14 protein-coding genes are annotated in these 17,372 nt (G+C 56.0%); all 14 read right to left on the bottom strand.

The features are described 5' to 3' along the window. Complete coding sequence (locus ACGHP1_RS02115) at positions 1–4,665, bottom strand: LPD25 domain-containing protein (protein ID WP_390507468.1); 4,665 nt, start codon at positions 4,663–4,665, stop codon at positions 1–3. Between the two features lie 114 nt (positions 4,666–4,779). Continuing rightward, positions 4,780–5,238, bottom strand: coding sequence for a DUF523 domain-containing protein (locus ACGHP1_RS02120; protein ID WP_390507470.1), 459 nt, complete (start codon positions 5,236–5,238; stop codon positions 4,780–4,782). Positions 5,239–5,433: 195 nt separating this feature from the next. Further along, positions 5,434–7,524, bottom strand: coding sequence for a DNA topoisomerase 3 (locus tag ACGHP1_RS02125; RefSeq protein WP_390507472.1), 2,091 nt, complete (start codon positions 7,522–7,524; stop codon positions 5,434–5,436). Next, the gene (locus ACGHP1_RS02130; RefSeq protein ID WP_196905149.1) at positions 7,521–8,282 is read right to left on the bottom strand and encodes a DUF4366 domain-containing protein; all 762 of its coding nucleotides are present in this window, start codon (positions 8,280–8,282) and stop codon (positions 7,521–7,523) included. Before ACGHP1_RS02130 ends, ACGHP1_RS02125 begins: the two co-directional genes overlap by 4 nt. Continuing rightward, entirely contained in the window at positions 8,269–8,526 is a 258-nt protein-coding gene (locus ACGHP1_RS02135; protein WP_003509287.1) for a DUF4315 family protein, read from the bottom strand. The genes ACGHP1_RS02130 and ACGHP1_RS02135 overlap by 14 nt, the downstream gene beginning before the upstream one ends. A gap of 23 nt (positions 8,527–8,549) precedes the next feature. Further along, positions 8,550–10,505 carry a C40 family peptidase gene (locus tag ACGHP1_RS02140; RefSeq protein WP_390507474.1) on the bottom strand — a complete coding sequence of 652 codons (1,956 nt, stop codon included), beginning with the start codon at positions 10,503–10,505 and terminating at the stop codon, positions 8,550–8,552. A gap of 19 nt (positions 10,506–10,524) precedes the next feature. After that, complete coding sequence (locus ACGHP1_RS02145) at positions 10,525–12,930, bottom strand: VirB4-like conjugal transfer ATPase, CD1110 family (protein WP_390507476.1); 2,406 nt, start codon at positions 12,928–12,930, stop codon at positions 10,525–10,527. Continuing rightward, positions 12,833–13,282: a PrgI family protein gene (locus tag ACGHP1_RS02150; protein ID WP_390507478.1), complete on the bottom strand. Its 450-nt coding sequence runs from the start codon at positions 13,280–13,282 to the stop codon at positions 12,833–12,835. The genes ACGHP1_RS02145 and ACGHP1_RS02150 overlap by 98 nt, the downstream gene beginning before the upstream one ends. A gap of 19 nt (positions 13,283–13,301) precedes the next feature. Next, positions 13,302–14,165: a VirB6/TrbL-like conjugal transfer protein, CD1112 family gene (locus tag ACGHP1_RS02155; protein ID WP_005946756.1), complete on the bottom strand. Its 864-nt coding sequence runs from the start codon at positions 14,163–14,165 to the stop codon at positions 13,302–13,304. A gap of 71 nt (positions 14,166–14,236) precedes the next feature. Then, positions 14,237–14,452: a Maff2 family mobile element protein gene (locus ACGHP1_RS02160; protein ID WP_002566673.1), complete on the bottom strand. Its 216-nt coding sequence runs from the start codon at positions 14,450–14,452 to the stop codon at positions 14,237–14,239. A gap of 95 nt (positions 14,453–14,547) precedes the next feature. Continuing rightward, entirely contained in the window at positions 14,548–14,775 is a 228-nt protein-coding gene (locus tag ACGHP1_RS02165) for a hypothetical protein (protein WP_008689695.1), read from the bottom strand. A gap of 28 nt (positions 14,776–14,803) precedes the next feature. Then, the gene (locus ACGHP1_RS02170; protein WP_390507481.1) at positions 14,804–16,609 is read right to left on the bottom strand and encodes a VirD4-like conjugal transfer protein, CD1115 family; all 1,806 of its coding nucleotides are present in this window, start codon (positions 16,607–16,609) and stop codon (positions 14,804–14,806) included. Further along, on the bottom strand, positions 16,606–17,082 hold the full coding sequence (locus ACGHP1_RS02175; protein WP_390507483.1) for a PcfB family protein: 477 nt from the start codon (positions 17,080–17,082) through the stop codon (positions 16,606–16,608). The genes ACGHP1_RS02170 and ACGHP1_RS02175 overlap by 4 nt, the downstream gene beginning before the upstream one ends. A 42-nt stretch (positions 17,083–17,124) precedes the next feature. Continuing rightward, entirely contained in the window at positions 17,125–17,337 is a 213-nt protein-coding gene (locus ACGHP1_RS02180; protein ID WP_008689697.1) for a DUF5348 domain-containing protein, read from the bottom strand. Positions 17,338–17,372: the final 35 nt, after the last annotated feature.

The following is a 17,372-nucleotide window of genomic DNA, read 5'->3' on the forward strand; positions in this document are numbered from 1 at the left end:
TCATACCTCCATTTCTTTTGATTTTTCCCGCGCCGGGGGCTTCTTTTTCTGTTCCTCCTTGGCGGCGGCAAGCTGCGCCCGGATGGACGGTTTCTTTTGTTTCTGCGTCGTCTTTCGGGTCTGCTTGGGCTTTTTGGCCTCCGCCTTGGCTGCCTCGGCCACATCCAAAAGGGAAATCTGTTCCCCGGCTTTTGCCCTTGCTTCCAGTTCCCCCATAGACGGGGCGTTGTTCATCATGCCGTCGATCATGTTGTAATTCTGCTCGGTGGACATTTCCGCCGTCTTGATATGGCTTTCTGGCTGGGCGGGGATGGCAAAGGCCCTTGTGCCGTTTGCCATAATCAGATACCTGCCGTCCTCCGACTGGTGGTGGAATCCATACCCGGCGGCCTCCATCTGTTCCCGGCTCCTGTCGGTCAGATAGAAACGGCCCCTTGGCGTCTGGATTTGTTCGCCGGTCATGCACTCGTCCGGCGTGAGCTGTTTTTCCGGCTGGGCGAAGAACTCCGGCACCTGCCGGTAGTCGGCCCCCTCGTCCACATAATAGGCGGTCTGTTTCCCATCCTGCTGGAACAGCACAATATCCCCCGTAGAGAGGGAATGTCCCTTGTAATCGGCGGGATGTTCTATGTTGAAGCGGCGGTAAATCTCGTCCAGTGTGGTGTCCTTGTCCAGCGGTGCGGTGTAGACAAGCTGGTAATTTTTCCTGTCCACCGAAAGCCCGTCCGCCTGCAAGTCCTCATAGGAACGGTAGCGGAAGTCGCGCCCCTCCGGGCCGGGTGGCACTTGGTAGATGGAAAAGTTGGGCTGCGCTGGTGCTTCATAATCAGAGGCAACATATTCCTCCACCGTCAGCCCAGCAGCGGCGGCCTCCTGTTCCAGCTCTGCCTCGATCTGTTTTTTGTAGTCCTGCAAGCTCTGGTCGAAATCGGCAAGCTGCGGCGGCTCCGGCAAGTGGTACTGTCCCTGATTGAGAAGCGGGCGGCACTCCTTTACATAGTCCAAAACCGCGTTGAAATAAGCGGTCTGTTCCGGCGTCAGGGTTTCCCCGGATCGCAGGGGACGCCGGGCCTCCTGCTCCATAGCTGCCAGATTGCAGTGCAGCTCCATATACGGGACAAACTCATGCAGCAGCATATCCCGCTGGGCCTTGTCCGCCTCCCATGCCTCCGGCCCCTCATGGTGCAGCACATGGTTTTTCCAACTTTCATCCTGCGCGTAGTATTCGTGATAGCCCCGGATATGCTGGATCAGGGAACCGTTCCCGTCGCCAAAGTCCTGCCGTCCCTCGTAGCTGTCCGGCTGGCCCTGCATGGTAAAATCAATGCGGAACTTGGTCTTGTCGTACCAATGGCCCGTATAGCCCGGCTGCTCTCGTTCGTGGCGTCTGGCGCTGTCCAGCTCCTTGAAAACGGCCTCGGCCTCATGCAGCGGCATTTGCTGGCCGTCTTTCAGATGGGGGCTTTCACTCCAAAGGATCGTGACAACCGGCTCCGCTGCCGGATTCTGTGCGATCTGCCGCTGGGCGTTGGCGACGGCAATCTCACTTTCGATCTCGCTTTTCACAAAGGAATCCATCTGGCCCTTTTGCAGCTCATAGCCCTGTTCACACAGGCGGTTGATAAGCCCGATCACCTTGTCGTTATCGCCCACGGCCTCGGCATAGGCCACGATCAACTGCCGTTCCTCGCTGCCCAGACGCGGGGCGTTTTTCTCTGCCAGCTCGATCAGGGCGGCGGCCCGGTCAGCCGGGGACGCCTCCGGCATGAACGGCTTTCCATTCAAAAGGCCGTCGATCCCATTCCATGCCTGCGGCTGGGGAATGGCGTTGGCCTGTTCGGTTGCTTCCAGAAAATCATCCATCCTGTCGCCGGTCAGGGGTTCCATTGCCCCAGCCGGTAGCTCATGGATGGCAAGGATTTCTTTTCCGGCTTCCGCAAGGGACAGGCCGGGATTGTCAAGCTGGCCTCCGTCCAGTTCCTTGTAGTCGGGGCCGTACAGCGTGTAATCATAGCCGGTTCCCGATGTCTGGATATACAGGTAATCGCCGTTTTTTAGACGGTAGGCGGCCTCCTGCGGGGCTTCTGCCTGTTCCAGCGTTCCATCCCCGGCAATGGTAAAGCCCTGCGCCTGCGCCGCCTCCTTGGTTCCCTGCGACACTTCGCCGGTAGATTTCAAATCCGCTTCAATGAGGGTTTGCAGCATGGCTTTTACGCTGTCGGTCATTTCCTGCTGTTGCTCCGGGGGCAGCTTGGAAAATACGCTGTCCGGGTCTGGCTGCTCGGCGGCCTGTTCCAGCGGCGCGGCCTGCGGCTGTTCCTGCTGGGCCTGCCGTTCTTTCTGAAGCTGGGCAAGGTGGCCGTCAATGGTGGTAATCAGTTCATGGGCGGTGGCCCGGATGGTTTCAAGGGAGGCTTTCAGCTCTTTCAAGTCCTTGCCGGAACTCCAACCGGCCACATAGCCAAAGGAATAGTCGGAGGTGTCCAGCCCGTAGTGCTGGCAGACGGCATAGGCCACGCTTTCGGCCTGCACCTCGCGGGTGCGGCTGTCGGGGCGGTCGGCCTGCTCTATGGCCGGGGCTTCCGGGTCGATGGCGTGGAGCTTGGAATGGGCAATCTCGTGGATAGCCGTCTTTAGGGTCTGTAATTCGCTCATGCCCTCCTGAATGGCGATCCGCTTTTCCGTCAGGTGGTAGTAGCCGTGGGAACCGCCCGGAATGTCCTCAAAACCAATGGGAACCGGGGAGGTCTGTTCCAGCGCCTTGAAAAATTCCCCGTAGCGTTCCACGCTGCCGGTCAGTTCTTCCACGCCGATAGAGGGCAGCGGTTCCCCCTCGGTCTGGCTCACATCAAAGACGGAAACGATCTTAAAGGCCGGAACCTGTATTTCCTTTACTTCGGTAACAGGCTTTCCGTCCTTTCCCATCACCGGCCTGCCCTGTGCGTCCAGTTTTTGCACTTCCTTTTTTGCCTTGAACGGGGCTGGGGCCAGTATCTTGATGGCCTTTTCGCCTTTCCTCACATTGCGGTGAAAATCGTCCCGCCACTTGTTGTAGCCCGCCACAAGCTGTCCGCCCTGCATGGCGATCAGGAGGGTGTTGTTGAAGCTGTAACTGTGGAACTTGGACATGGTGGTGAGATAGGCTTTGTAGCGTTCACTCTCGAAAAGCTCCTGTATGCCGGTTTCCAGCCGGTCGGTGATCTCTTTCATGCGCTCGGCGCTGTTCTGGCCGTTTAAGAGAATGGGGGTGACAGGCTGCGGGGCCTTTGCGGGGGCTGCCGCCTCCGGCTGCACCTTGCTTTCATCCCGCAGAATTTCCGGCGCAGGATAGGCCATCACCCGGTATTGTCCCGGCACTGGCTGGCCCTCATGGACACGCTGCCATTCGTCGCTGGTTCGCAGGATATAGCCGTAATCGGTAAAGGTTCCCTGTTCCTCGTTGGCGATAAAACTTCCCAGCCGGTCGGTGTCAATGGCCGGTTTCCACGGGTCGGGAACAACAAACAGCCCGGAATCATTCAGGTAATATTCCCCCAGACTGCGGTTGTCCTTGGCGTTGATTAAGACAAAACAATCGGTGTTTTCAGCGTAGTCCAAAAGCTGCCCGATGGTCTGCATTTTCGCCGGGGACTGCATGGCGGCGTTCAGCTCCGCAAGCTCCACGGCGTCCAGCCTTTGAAGCTGGACGGCAAGGAAGTTCAGTTCGTCCACGCTGGCGGCCTTGATTAAATCCTCCGGCAGTTCCAGCGGTTTTTCCTCCGGGGCGGAAAAGCCGCCAATGAACAAGTCCTGCTGGTTGTCGGCGGTGATGTGAATTTCCTTTAGGGCTTCCTGTACCTGTTCAGCGGAAGTCGGCAGGGAAAGCCAGTAGCCATGCGGCCCGCCGGTCTGCGCCTCGGCGCGGTTATCAAGAAAAATAGAAAATACTTCGTTCACGGGTTCCCTCCTTTCCGGGGTGGCTGCGGTCTGCTGCGGCTGCGCGGTTTCTTCCTGCGCGGGAAGCTCTGCGGCTTTTGCCGGTTCCTCTCCCTCAATGGTGTAGCCGGGGAGCAGGCAGCCGTTGACCTTGAAATAGTCGGCGTATTCCTTGGGGATGGCCGGGGAAATTTCGGTAAAGTAATGTTCATGGGCTTTAATCCGGCCATTCAGGTACTTGTCCAGTTCTTCCCGGCTGGAAAAGACTTTCCGATCCTGTCCGGCGATCTTGGCCTGCCGGTAGCTGCCCGGCGCGTTAGTGCGTAGGCTCCAGCGGAGCGTCCACGAGTAGGGAACGGATTTTGGGGCGGCGCTGTCATACCGGGTGTTCTCGGAAATGGAGTAATCCATCTGGTAAACCATGTTGCTGCGGATATGGCGGTATTCGTCCGGGGCCTCCCACTGGTTTGCGGTGTGGGTGACGGGAAGCGTCCGGGCATATTCAAGAGCTTTGTCCAGAAACAGGGTTCTTCCGGCCTGTTCCTCCCATGCGGTGGCCTGTTCTTTCAGGCGGTCAAACACTTCCTGTTCTGCGGCGGCGCTTTCCGCCCGCAGGGAAAGAAGCTCCGCAAGGGGCAGCTTTACCATTTCGGAAAGATCGGCCTTGCCGCTTTCAAAGTAAATCCGGCGCTCGATCCGCATAGTGCTGGCCGGTTCTAAATCGTCGTGGTCGTAGGAACTGTAAGACATTTGGGGTTCACATCCTTTCTGAAAAATAGCATAAGAAAAGCAGGAAACCTTTGAAAGATTTCCTGCTGGGTGGGCCGATAATAAGTGGCTGATATTCAATTTTGAAAGTTTGGGTTAGATTGATTGAAGCTGGGGACAGTCTAACAAATTAAAGCTTTCTACTTCTTCAACATCAATAACTTTGATGCCTCGTTCTTTTAATGCCTTTGCAAACAATCCCATTCCAGAAATCAACTTTCCGGTAAAGCTACCATCATATATTTGATTTACTCCGCAGGTAGGACTTCTGGATTGTAGTATAGCTAACTCAATATCTTCATGTTGAATTTTGGATAATGCCATTGATACTGCTCGTTTATATTCCAAATCGACATCATTTCCATTTTCGTCTGTTACTACACCATTCACAATCTCTGTACAAGGTCTGGGAGTAGTCATACCTGCTAATTGCTCTGGACAAATGCAAATAATTTCTTTATCTTTTAAGTAGTTGATAGCTGCCAGATTTTTGTTATTTTTTCCATTGTATTTACAATCCACTCCCATAATACAAGCACTAACTAATATTTTCACACTTATCACCTCAAATGGATATTATCGTTGGCTTTATTATACTATGACATGGTGTATCTTGGAATAGATGAATTGTAAATTTGCTGGATACAAGGGGTTTGGGGCTTCCCCAAAGAGAAAATCCCCGGCCCGGCAGGTGCGCCGGGTCAGGGATTTTGCCGGGAGTGTGGCTACACTCCCTATGCTTGCTTTTCTTTAGTTCTTGCCCCTCTGTTCCACGCGGTAGTTCACATACTTGCCGCCGGTATCCGCCAAAAGCACCGTCCCGTCATAGGTCTTGCCGGTTTTCATGGAGCGCAGGCCCTTTACCTTTGCTTTTCCGTCTTTAAGGAGCGCGGCGGCGATCTTCGGAATGAACGCCTTGCCCCGTTCCTCAAAAAATCGGTCATTCTTCCACATGACAAACTGGCAGCTTCGGTTTCCGCAGTAGTAATTCTTTTTGCCCTCGTAGACGCTTTCCCCGCAGCGTGGACATTTGCCGATAACCACACGCTCGGTTTGAAACAACCTCTGCGCGTCCTCGCTGATCTGGGAGTAGTTTGCAATCAGGCCCCTTGTCATTTCTGCAATGCCAGCCATGAAGCCCTCCGGGTCGGCCTGCCCCTTGGCAATGGCTGTCAACTCCGTTTCCCACTGTGCTGTAAGCTGGGGAGAGGTCAGCATCTCCGGCAGCACACAGGCAAGGTTGTGGCCGTCCTTGGTGGGAAGTAGCTGTTTGCCCCTGCGCTCCACAAAGCCCATCTGCACCAGCTTTTCTAAAATGGAGGCGCGGGTGGCCGGGGTTCCCAATCCCTGCCGTTCGGCGTCCTCCGGCAGATTGTCCGCACCGGCGCGCTCCATAGCGGAAAGCAGGGTATCTTCCGTGTAGGATTTTGGCGGTGCTGTGAAATGCTCGGTGACGGCGGCAGTTACCTTGTCAAAGGTTTGGCCCTCGGTGATCTCCGGCAGTTCCCGCGCAGGCTCCGGGGCAGTGTCGTCGGTGTCTGTTTTGAACGACGCCTTAAAGCGGCGGTCAAGCTCTTTCCAGCCGGGAGTGAGGATGGTTTTGCCCTTGGCGGTAAAGGTGTTCCCGGCACAGGTGAATGTGGCGGTGACAGCCTCGTACACATGGGGCGCGGCCACGGCGCACAGCAGCTTGCAGCACACAAGGGACAGCAGTTTCTTTTCGCCCTCGGCCAGCCCGTCAAAGCCTTTCTGCACAAATTCCATTGTCGGGATAATGGCGTGGTGGTCACTCACCTTTTTGCTGTTCAGCACCCGGCCAAACTGCGGGGACAGGTCAAGCCCCGCCGCAAAGGAAAGCATAGGCCACAGGCCGGACACAAGGCTTTCTGCCGTTGGCAGCATATCATCGGTCAAATACTGGCTGTCAGTGCGGGGATAGGTCAGCAGCTTCTTTTCATAAAGCTGCTGGGCATAGTCAAGGGTCTGCTTGGCGGTAAATCCAAACAGGCGGTTTGCCTCCCGCTGCAAGGTGGTGAGGTCATAGAGGCGGGGCGGCTGCTCCGTCTTTTTCTCCCGTGTTACCGACACACAAACGGTCTGCGCCGTTTCACAGGCGGCTTTCAGGGCCTTGGCGTCGTCTGCGTTTCCCATGCGTTCACTGGCCGCCTCCATGCCGCCCGCCGCGATCTGGACGATGTGGTATTTCTCTTTCTGGAAGCTGCTGATCTTGGCCTCCCGGTCAACCAGCATTTTGAGGGTCGGCGTCTGGACACGGCCCACGGTCAGGGTCTTGTGGTAGAGGATGGAGAACAGCCGGGTCGCGTTGATCCCCACCAGCCAATCCGCCTGCGCCCGGCAAAGGGCCGACTGATACAGGTTATCATAATCGGTTCCCGGTTTCAGATGGGCGAAGCCGTCTTGAATGGCCGCGTCCTCCATGCTGGAAATCCAAAGGCGCTGAAACGGTTTCTTGCAGCCCGCCATCTGGTAGACAAAACGGAAAATCAATTCGCCCTCGCGCCCGGCGTCGGTGGCGCACACAAGGCCGGTGACATCGGTGCGCTCCATCAAAGAACGCAGGGTGTCAAACTGCTTTTTCTTATCGTCAGGGATAATGTACTGCCATTCCTGCGGCAGAATCGGCAGGTCGTCATAGCGCCATTTTTTGAAACGCTCGTCATAAGTCCCGGCGTCGGCAAGGGAAACAAGGTGGCCGATACACCAGCTCACCAGATAGCCGTTTCCCTCCATGTAGCCGTCCTGTTTCTTGTCCGCGCCGATCACGCCCGCAATGCTGCGGGCGACGCTTGGTTTCTCTGCAATTACTAACTGATAGCTCATACTTCGTCCTCCTTATTTCCATCCTCACTTGTCATATCCTCGTCCGGCTCCGGGGCTTCGTCCTCGTCGTCCTCGTCCTCTCCAAAGTCATACTCGGCCAGATCGTCATTGCCTGTGGTGTCGGCTTTTTCCTTTTTGAATTTCAGGAAGTAGAGGGCTGCGCCGCCGCCCAGCAGCACCACCACAAAGAACACCACAAGGCCGCCCATGCCGCTTGGCTTTTCCTCCTGCGGCTGTTCTTCCTCCGGCTGGGGCTTCGGCTCCGGCCCGTTGCAGGCGGTCAGGTTGTTTTTACAGACCGGGCAGGCCGTATTGACGGCCCCAGCTTGACATTTGGCCGTACAGGTGCAGACCTCCGGCTCTTTTTTTCCATCCTCCAACAAGGCTTGCAGGTCGGCGTCGTCCACTTGGTTGAGGAAATGCACCGCTGTTTCCTTGTCCTCGTTGGCCCGGTCGATCAGGATGTAAAAATAATTCCCGGCCTTGGTAGTGACAGTGATAAGCTGTTTATCCCCGAAAAAATCATCCACCAGCGCAGCGTTGCCCTGCGGGGTAACAGGTACGCCCTCCGGCTCCATGCCGCCGGTGGTGGGTTCTTCGGTTTCCTCCGGCACCTCTGCGGGGGCTTCGGTGGTTTCCGGCAGCGGCACAGGGTCAGGGTCAGCGCCTCCGGCATAGGCGGTAACGGTCGTGGTCGCCATGCAGAGCGCAGCGGCCACAGCCAGCGTCAAGGTGCGGAACAGTTTAGATTTCTTCATGGGCGCTGTCCTCCTGTTCAAAGTCCGGGATCGGGGCCGGGGCCGCCTGCAATGCGCCGCCGCGCACAAAGGCGGCGAACTCCTGCGGGGTCATGTTGAGGCCGCGCACAAGCTGGACGATCTGCAAGTTTTCCTGTTCGGTCTTGGCCGCTTCCAGCTCCCGAAGCTGCTTTTGCAGCTCCGCGATCTTGCCCTTGGTTTTCTCAATATCCTTTTCAATGCGTTCCAATTTGTTCATTGCCATAGTGATTTACTCCTTTCTGGCGTTTAAGGCAAACGCCCGTAACAATAAAAATGCTGCTGCCAGTAGCTTGAATTGAGGTTCGTGTAGGAAATGGGGTCGCCGCAGTGCAGCATGACCGAATTACCCACATACAGTCCCACATGGGACATTCCGGCAGTGTCGTAAGTGCCGACGAAAAATACAAGGTCGCCGGGCTTGGCCTGCTCCGGGGAAACGGGGGTGCAGATGTTGTAAAGCCCCTGCGCCGTCTGGCGTCCCACATTCCAGCCGGAATGATTGATGACCCAGCTAATGAAGCCGGAACAATCAAAGCTGGTGCTTGGGGAGCTGCCGCCCCACACATAGGGATAGCCCACATACTTTTCCGCCTCGGCGATTATGGCGGCAAAGGCCTCGTCCTTTAGCGCCTCCGGGGGGATTTCATAGTAGGTCGGCTCTTTCGGGGTGGAGGCGTGGGGATAGCTGCCGTTGGGGAACAGGTCTGGCCGGTTGCCCAAAGTCTGCATATAGGCAGCATAAAAGCCCATCTGTTCCTCGGTGAGAATGTAGATGGGCAGGTGGGACAGGTCGAAGTTTTCCAGCTTCACATTGCAGATGTAGTAGGTGTAGGGGACTTCCACGGTGTAGGTGTTTCCCTCGCTGTCCGTCCTCGTTTCAGTGCGGTAGCGGGTTTCCGTTTCGATGGTCTGGGTCAGGATGTACTGCTTTTCAAAGAGCATGGCAAGGTCGCCCTGTACCTCCCCCAAAGTGAACACGCCGTTATGCAGCGCGGAGAGGATGGAGGTCAGCACATAGGGGTCATGCTTGATCTCATCCAGATCGAAACGGTATTCGTCATAGCCGGGGTGCAGGCTTTCGTAGTTGTCAAGTTCGTGCTGCAAGTCTGCTTCTAGCGCAGCATAGGCGGCTTCGGCTCCCAGCATATCGCTGTCCTCGGAGAGATAGGAGGTGGCGGCAAGGCCCGTCCCGGTGCTGCCAAACATGGCGGTGCAGGATTGCAGGCCGCCCATCACCAGCAGGAGCATGAGGCCCACGCCGCCGACGATCAGCGCCCCTTTCCAGTGCCGGGCGGCAAAGGACGCGGCCTGTCTGCTTTTCTCTGCGGCTTTCTTGGCTGCGGCAGCCGTGGTCTTGGCGGTGCTTGCGGCCCCCTGTGCGGTCTGGCCCGTCGCCCGTGCTGCCTTGGCATATTCCCGCTTGATGTGCTGTTTCTGCCAGAAACGGGAAACGGGGTTCTTGGCCGCCTGCGCCAGCTCCGGGTTGTCCCGCAGGGATTTTTGATACGCAAACTCGGCGTTGGCGGCGATGGACTTTCGCTCTGCCTTGGCGGCGGCCCGGTAGGGTTTGAGCTTGTGCCGGTGGACGCCGCTGCGGATCATGCGGCCCGCCTGCCGTTCCGCCAGTTCTTCCCCCTTATGGCCGCCCTCCACGCCCACATTTTCGTGTTCTACCTCATGGATTTTTCCGTGGAGGTAAAGCCCGGCTTCCTGTATGGGGCGGCTGGCCGGGTTTGGTTTGAGCTGGGGAGGGGCTTTCTCCACCTTGTCAAAATACAGCCTGCTTTTGGCCTTGCCCTTGGCATCGTCATAGACAGTTTCCTTGGTGACGACGCGCTTTTTCGGCAGGGCTTCTTTGGCCGCTTCCAGCTTATCCGCCCGTTTTTCCGCCTTTTTGATATACGGGGCCAGCTCCGGGGAGGCCCGTTCCTCGGCGGTAAACTGCAACCGGGAAACAGGGCCGGTGGCCTGCGCCACGGTTTTTCCGGCGTCCTTGGCCGCTTTCTTTGCCTTGTGGCGGTCGTGCAGTTCGTCCGCCCGTTCCAGTATTTTTTTCGCCGCGCCCTCCGGCTGGGCGGTGTATTCCTGCTCGGCCTCCCGGCTGGACACATTGACGCTTTCGCCGGTGGTCTGGTTATCCAGCGTCAGGCCGTCGCGGGTCATGTGCTGCGTTACCTTGTCGCGGGGTTTTAAGGGTTCCATGACTTCACCTCCTTGTGCCTCATACCGTCGCCCCCTCGCCTAACCGGGTCGTCATGATCTGGTAGAGCTGGGTGTTTTTCGGGATGGGGTTCTTAAAGGGCAGGATCACATTTTCGTAAATGAGAAGCCCCTCGCCGGGTTCGGAATTGTCCACATACCGTAATTGCTGGGGCGAAATGTTCAGCCGTTCCGCAAGGATTTTGCGGTCGCCGCTGGCCTGATTGAGCAGGCAGATAAAGTCGCTGTTTTCCAAAATGTTCTCAATTTCCGGGGAGGAAAGCAGGTCTTTCACATTCTGTGTCGCACCTGTGGGAATCCCGCCCCACTTACGAAAACGCTTCCAAATCTCACAGGAAAAGGCCGCCGTCTGTTCCTCACGCAAAAGCAGGTGGAACTCATCACAGAAATACCATGTCGCCTTGCCCTTGCTGCGGTTTTGGGTGACGCGCCCCCAAATCTGGTCTTGGACAATGAGCATACCGATTTTCTTTAGCTGCTTGCCCAGCTCCTTGATGTCAAAGGCCACAATGCGGTTTTGAATGTCGATGTTGGTTCTGTGGTTGAACACATTTAGGCTGCCGGACACATACAGGTCAAGGGCCTGCGCCACCCGGTCGGCCTCCGGGATATGCTGGTCTAAAAGGGCTTTGTGCAGGTCTGCAAGGATGGGCATATTTTCCGGCTTGGGGTCTGCCAGATAAGGCCGGTAGATCACCTGTACCGCCCGGTCGATCACCGTCTTTTCAATGGCTTCCAGCCCGTTCTTGCCGCCCATGACAAGCTCACAGAACGACAGCACAAAGTCGGATTTCAAGGCCAGCGGGTTTTCATCCTCGGAGTAGTTCAGGTTGATGTCCAGCGGGTTCACATAGTTTTTGCTGGTAGGCGACAGCTTCACCACCTGCCCACGCAACCGCTTCACAAGGGGGTAATACTCGGCCTCTGGATCACAGATATACACATCGTCCGGGGTGCAGAGGAACACGCTCAAAATTTCTGATTTACAGCTCATACTTTTGCCGCTTCCCGGTGTCCCCAGCTTTAGCCCGTTGGGACACCTCGCCCGTTTGCGGTCGAGCATAATCATGTTGCCGGTCTTGGCGTTGATCCCGTAATACATGGCGTCGCCGCCCTGAAAAAGCTCCTGCGTCACAAAAGGGACGAACACGGCCACGCTGGAAGTCGTCAGGGAGCGTTCAATCTGGATGTGGCTGGCCCCCAGCGGCAGGCTGCTCATAAGCCCCTGTTCCTGCTGGTAGTCCAGCCGCACAAGGGAACAGTTGTATTTCTGGGCGATCCCGGCAGCCCAGAACACATCGTTTTCCAGCTTTTGCCGGGTGTCTGCGGTGTTCAGCACCAAAAAGGTAAGCTGGAACATCCGTTCATTCCGGCTCTGCAAGGTCTTTAGCAGCTCCTTGGCGTCCTGCCCGTAGGTGGCAAGGTCGCTGGGAAGTATATCCATGTCGTAGCCGCTGCGGACAGCCCGTTTCTGTTCCTGAATCTTCATGGCGTCAAGGTCGGTGATCTTGCGCTTGACCGTCTTAATAGCGTCGCTCTGGTCAATGGCCTGCACATGGAGGTTCACCACAATACCGTTTTCCGTGTTGAGGAAGTCGGCCAGCATTTCATCCGACAGCTCCGGGGAGAGGATTTGCAGAAAGCTCACCGCCCCGTATTTGCCGCCCAGCCCGAACATCCGGGCATTGCCGAAGCGGAACGAGGACGGGGCGATAAAGTCCTTGGTAGAAAGCCCCGATGGAGCAAGCCACTTCCAGTCAAAGGAGAACGGTTCCCCGTCCGGGTGGAAAATGCTGTGCATGACTTCCAGCCGTTCCTTTGCGTCCAGTCCCCACGCGGAGGCCCCCATGCTCTTGAAATAGCCCAAAAGATCGGTTTCGATCCGGCGCAGTCTGGCGCGGGCCATTTTCAGGCTGTCTGCCTCGATGGTATAGGTCATAAATTTCCGCTTCATCAGGCCGTTGTTCCCGTTCACAAGCTGGTCTTGCAAAATGTCGGAATACTCGCTGCGGATGTCGTCAAAGTCGTCCCCCTGCGCCCGGATTTCAAAGCTCTTGGCGTACTGCTTGGGGTCGATCTTGCGGTTGATAAAGGAAAACTGCACATGAATGGAAGCGTCCAGATAGTTGTAGAGGTCGCACAGGTTTTCAAAGATGGCTGTCTTGGTGTCCGCCTGCGCCAGTTGGTAGCTGATGTCCGTAAACTCAATGCACTTGGAAAAGGTGCGGGGCGTTACCCGGCATACGCCGTCCTGATACATGGCCTCATAGGGAATACTGGCCTGCGCCGAATGGGGCTTGCCGTCGCCTTTATACTTTCGGATGACGGCCTGAATCTCTTTCTTTTCGGCGCGGGTGAGCTTGACCGGCGCTTTTGCGCTTGTTTCGTTCTTTTGCTTTTTGGACAATGGCGTTGACCTCCTTTTCCATTTGGGATTGCCGCACAAGGGCGGTATAAGCGTTATTGGTCTGGTAGGGCCGTTCCTTGGGCTGGATGAAGCAGCACGCTACGATCTGGCGTACCACCACTTCAAGGGGCTGGCCGTGTTTTTCGTAAAGCGCCAGCAGAAAGCCCGGCAGCATGGCGAACACCATAATGAGCGCCGCCGCGCTGGTCGGGACGCGGCCCCGGATCAAAAAGAAAAGCGGGACGCCTACCAGCAGCGCACCGCCAAAACAAATGAGCTGGCGTTTCGTTAGCCCGAATACTACCTTGGATTTGACCTTGGTTAAATCCTTGGGGACAGTTACATAAGCCATAAAAAGTCACCTCGTTTCTTTAGTGGGCGGTAAATACGGCCTTGCTGATACTTCCCGTCTTGAACAGACAGAAGCAAAGCAAAACGGTATAGCCCATACAGCCCCAGATTGCGCCGGATATGTCGTCAGCGGTTCCGATCTGCTGGATCAGCACCGCATAAATCCCGACAACCACCATGATTAAAAAGGCTTGGAAGCCCAGCGCAAGCAGGGATTTCAAGTAGTTCTGTCCCATGCCGCGCCACTCTGCATTGCCCAGCGTGGCAAGGGGGATCGGCCCCAATGCGGTCACGGCGTAAATTTCTATCATTCTTCCATAGGTCACAAGGAAAATACAGATGGAAAGAATGTTCATCGTCAGCCCCACAACAAGGGTCTGGAACCACAGGCCCAGCAGCGGCCCAATGTCCATTGCTTCAAGGCGGCTTTCCAGATCGGGGAGCAGCGTGTCAAAATCAATGCTGGTATCTCCGATAATCACCCCGGCGCTCTGGTTGACGACCTGCTGGGTGGCGTCAAATACGCCCATGACGATATTCCATGTGTTCGTCACAATGAGGATGGCAAAGGCGCTTTTGAAAATCCAGCGGAAGAACATGGAGCTGTCGAAGTCGTGCATATTGTTCTTTTCCACGATCATGTCGATCAGCTCATAGCACATCACAAGGGCGAGAATGGCTGCCGCAATGGGGACGATCACCGTTTCGGACAGGTTTTGCAGCATGGAAAAAATGCCGCCGTTCCAGTCCTGCGGGGTACTGCCCACATCCGACGCGATTTCCCCGACTTTGGTATTGACTGTGTTAAACAGGCCGGACAGGTTGCCCATGATACCGTCGATCAGGATTCCTTTGATCCATTCCCCGATTAAATCACCGATCATGTGGGGACACCTCCTTTCCCGCGCCCTCCCAGATCAGAGAGGGCGCGGAGGGTTTTCTAACACACATGGGGTTATCCCAGCAGCCCGGACAGCAGCGGAACAAGGGTCATGCCGATCAGGGCAACGCCACCTCCGGCGACAAGCTGCTTGATTCCCTGTGACTTGCTTGCCGGGTTGTCCGCCCCGTATCCCTCCAAAAGATTGACGCCGCCCCATACGCAAAGCGCTCCGCCGAGGCCCACAACGATGGTCTGCAAAGTATCAACTGCACTATTGAAAAATTCCATAAATTTACCTCCATAAATTCAGATTGTGATGGTGTTTGGGTGCAAAAAAGCCGCCGTACATAGCGGCAGCCTCACAATCCGCAGACGGCCCGGAGTTACTGGCCGTCCCGCCATTCCAGCACAGCCAGCGAAAAAATTTCGCCCCATGCTTCACACAGTCTGCGGTCTATTTCCCTTGCAAGTTCTTTGGCTTCCCCGTCCGTGGGCGGGGTATCATGTTCCGCGATCCACTGGCACAGCACCGCAGCGGAAATGATTGCCCGGTAGATTTCTTTCTCATACCTGAAATAATCCGCAAATGTCCATTCGTCCGAGTGTCCCATCGGTCACGCTCCTTTCTCTATGGCCGCTTTATTCTGCGGCAAAATCTTCATCCGACAGCTCAATGTCGTAGAGGTCAAAGGGTTCGTCCTCCGTTACCACGCGCCGCCTTTTCCGGCGTAGAGACGACAGGTAGCTGTCCACATCAAAGGTGTTCTTTTTGTCGGCGTCCGAGAGGTATTTATAACGGGGGTGGCGGGTGATGTCGTATTTCTCACTGAAAAACGGCCTTACGCCGCGCACCTGCAAAATACACTTGCCTCCGTCCATCGTTGCAATTTCGTCTTGGCTCATCAGCTCCTTTCCGAGTTTTTGGTAGTTCAGTCCGTGGGAGGTCTGCGCGCCCCGGTTCTCGCTCTGGTTGTAGCTGTCAATGGTTTCCTTGCCCAGCACCTCCGCGATCTCCTTGGCGTTCTTGCCCCTGCCACTAAGGAACAGTGTACAGTCGCAGTTGTCGGAAATGATTTCCGCCGCGTCCTTGTAAATGGCCTTTAGCTGCGACTGGCTCTGTAAAATAATAGAAGCCGAGATTTCCCGGCTTCGGATGGTGGCGATCAGCTTGTCAAAGTTTGGAATTTGGCCGATGTTGGCGAACTCGTCCAGAATCAGCCGCACATGGACGGGCAGCCGCCCGCCGTATTTGTCATCGGCCCGGTCACACAAAAGGTTGATAAGCTGGCTTTGCACCATTGCCAGAATAAAATTAAAGGTCGTGTCCGTGTCCGACATAATCAGGAACAGGGCCGTTTTTTTATCCCCGATGGTGTCAAGTTCCAGTTCGTCGTCCTCCATCAGCTCCCGCACCTCCCGGATGTCAAAGGGCGCTAATCTGGCTCCGCAGCTTATCAAGATGGAGCTGCGGGTCTTGCCTGCCGACAGCAGGAATTTACGGTACTGGCGCACCGCAAAATGTTCCGGGTCTTTTTCTTCCAGCCGTTCAAACATCTGGTCTACCGGGGATTGAAATTCCGGGTCGTCCTCGCGGGCTTCACTGGCATTTATCATTTCAAGCAGCGTAGTGAAATTCATTTCATCGTCCGGCGCTTCGTACCAGATATAGCCAATGAGGGCCGAATACAGCAGGCGTTCCGATTTGATCCAAAAATCCTCGGCGCTCTTTTCGCCCTCGCCCTTGGTGTTGCAGATCAGCGTGTTTACCAGCTTCAAAATGTCTTTTTCCGAATGGATGTAGCGAAACGGGTTATAGCGCATACTCTTGGAAAAGTTAATGGTATTCAGCACTTTTACCCGGTAGCCGCACCGCACAAGGAGCTGGCCCACCTCGCCGATCAGACTTCCTTTCGGGTCAGTAATCACGAATGAGGTCGGGTAGTCCTTGGACACGCACTGCATAAGGTTGGGCTTCACAAAAAATCTCGTCTTGCCGCTGCCGGAACCGCCGATCACCAGCACATTTTTGTTCCGGGCGGTCTTGGGGTCTTTGGGACGGTTGTTCATGGTAAGGCGTTCCGTCTGGGTCAGGAGGATGTTGTTGTCAAACACCGGGTCGATGTACGGGGCTATATCTTTCGGCCCGCCCCAACGGGCGCTGCCGTACTCGACGCCCCGGCGGTATTTCTTGGCGTTCTTGCTTTTGCAGTACACCATCAGCCGCAATGCCACCGCACCGACCACGCCCACCGCCAGATCGAACAGGTGGAAGCTGGGGGCGGCGCTTTCAAAGGCAAGGGAAAAGCCATCCGCAAGGTGCAGCAGCTTCTCCGACAAGTCCGCCCCAGCCGCCAGCCGGTAGGTCTGTCCCAGCTTGCCGAACAGGTACACAAACAGCAGGTAGGGCAGGTTGGCGATTATCATTTTTTTCATTTCCGGCTTCATCGTGACAGCCCCCTTTCCTTGATTTTCTCCTTGGTCTGCTGGCTGCTTCTGGCCGCTGCCTTTTCTTTCAGGACGGCAAGGGTCTTTCGGATGGAGGGGCGTTCCTGCTGTTTGAGCTTCTTGGCTGTAAACTCCTTAAACGCCTGTTCCAGATTGTCCGCCTGCTTGGATTTGAAGATCACGATATACCGGGGCGGATGGGTAGTGCGGTCTTTCCGCAGGGTAAAATCAATGTCGTATTTCTTGGCGCAGGGCTTAAATAAGCCAATGTTGGCGTCGGTGATCTCAATGTTGGACAGGGCGGAACCGTCCTTTTTGAGCTGCCGTAAGCTCTGCTGTCCGTGATGGGCCTTGCCCGTCCCTTTCTGCCGGGCGGCCAGATATTTTCGGATGGCCGCTTGCAGCACTTGGGCGGTGAGCTTGCCCGTCTTAACCGCTAACGCTATGGTTTTCTGGTCTACTTCTTCCTGCAACTGCTATCCCTCCTTTGGAAAGTCAGCAGGCAGGCGGATGGCTTAAATCCGCACCCGCAGGCCGGAGAGGTCGTCGGCATGGATTCCCACCAGATACCAGTTCTCGGCCATTTCAATGCGGGTCGGCTTCCATCTGCCGCCCACCATCACATCAAAAGTTTCTCCGCAGTGCAGGCCGCCGTAATAGTCCGCAAGGTCAAAGCGGATGTCGTAGCGGTCTGTCTGCTCGTCAAAAATCAAAGCACCCTGTTTCATAGGGCCGTCCTCCTTTCTCGTCGTCACAAGCTCCA

The sequence above is a fragment of the Faecalibacterium sp. i21-0019-B1 genome, assembly GCF_042852915.1.
Taxonomy (GTDB): Bacteria; Bacillota; Clostridia; order Oscillospirales; family Ruminococcaceae; genus Faecalibacterium; species Faecalibacterium taiwanense.

What these genes read in the sequence shown, in the direction of transcription:
- ACGHP1_RS02115 (WP_390507468.1), bottom strand. Translation starts at nt 4,665, where the DNA reads ATGTCTTACAGTTCCTACGACCACGACGATTTAGAACCGGCCAGCACT.
- ACGHP1_RS02125 (WP_390507472.1), bottom strand. Translation starts at nt 7,524, where the DNA reads ATGAGCTATCAGTTAGTAATTGCAGAGAAACCAAGCGTCGCCCGCAGC.
- ACGHP1_RS02130 (WP_196905149.1), bottom strand. Translation starts at nt 8,282, where the DNA reads ATGAAGAAATCTAAACTGTTCCGCACCTTGACGCTGGCTGTGGCCGCT.
- ACGHP1_RS02135 (WP_003509287.1), bottom strand. Translation starts at nt 8,526, where the DNA reads ATGGCAATGAACAAATTGGAACGCATTGAAAAGGATATTGAGAAAACC.
- ACGHP1_RS02140 (WP_390507474.1), bottom strand. Translation starts at nt 10,505, where the DNA reads ATGGAACCCTTAAAACCCCGCGACAAGGTAACGCAGCACATGACCCGC.
- ACGHP1_RS02150 (WP_390507478.1), bottom strand. Translation starts at nt 13,282, where the DNA reads ATGGCTTATGTAACTGTCCCCAAGGATTTAACCAAGGTCAAATCCAAG.
- ACGHP1_RS02155 (WP_005946756.1), bottom strand. Translation starts at nt 14,165, where the DNA reads ATGATCGGTGATTTAATCGGGGAATGGATCAAAGGAATCCTGATCGAC.
- ACGHP1_RS02160 (WP_002566673.1), bottom strand. Translation starts at nt 14,452, where the DNA reads ATGGAATTTTTCAATAGTGCAGTTGATACTTTGCAGACCATCGTTGTG.
- ACGHP1_RS02165 (WP_008689695.1), bottom strand. Translation starts at nt 14,775, where the DNA reads ATGGGACACTCGGACGAATGGACATTTGCGGATTATTTCAGGTATGAG.
- ACGHP1_RS02170 (WP_390507481.1), bottom strand. Translation starts at nt 16,609, where the DNA reads ATGAAGCCGGAAATGAAAAAAATGATAATCGCCAACCTGCCCTACCTG.
- ACGHP1_RS02180 (WP_008689697.1), bottom strand. Translation starts at nt 17,337, where the DNA reads ATGAAACAGGGTGCTTTGATTTTTGACGAGCAGACAGACCGCTACGAC.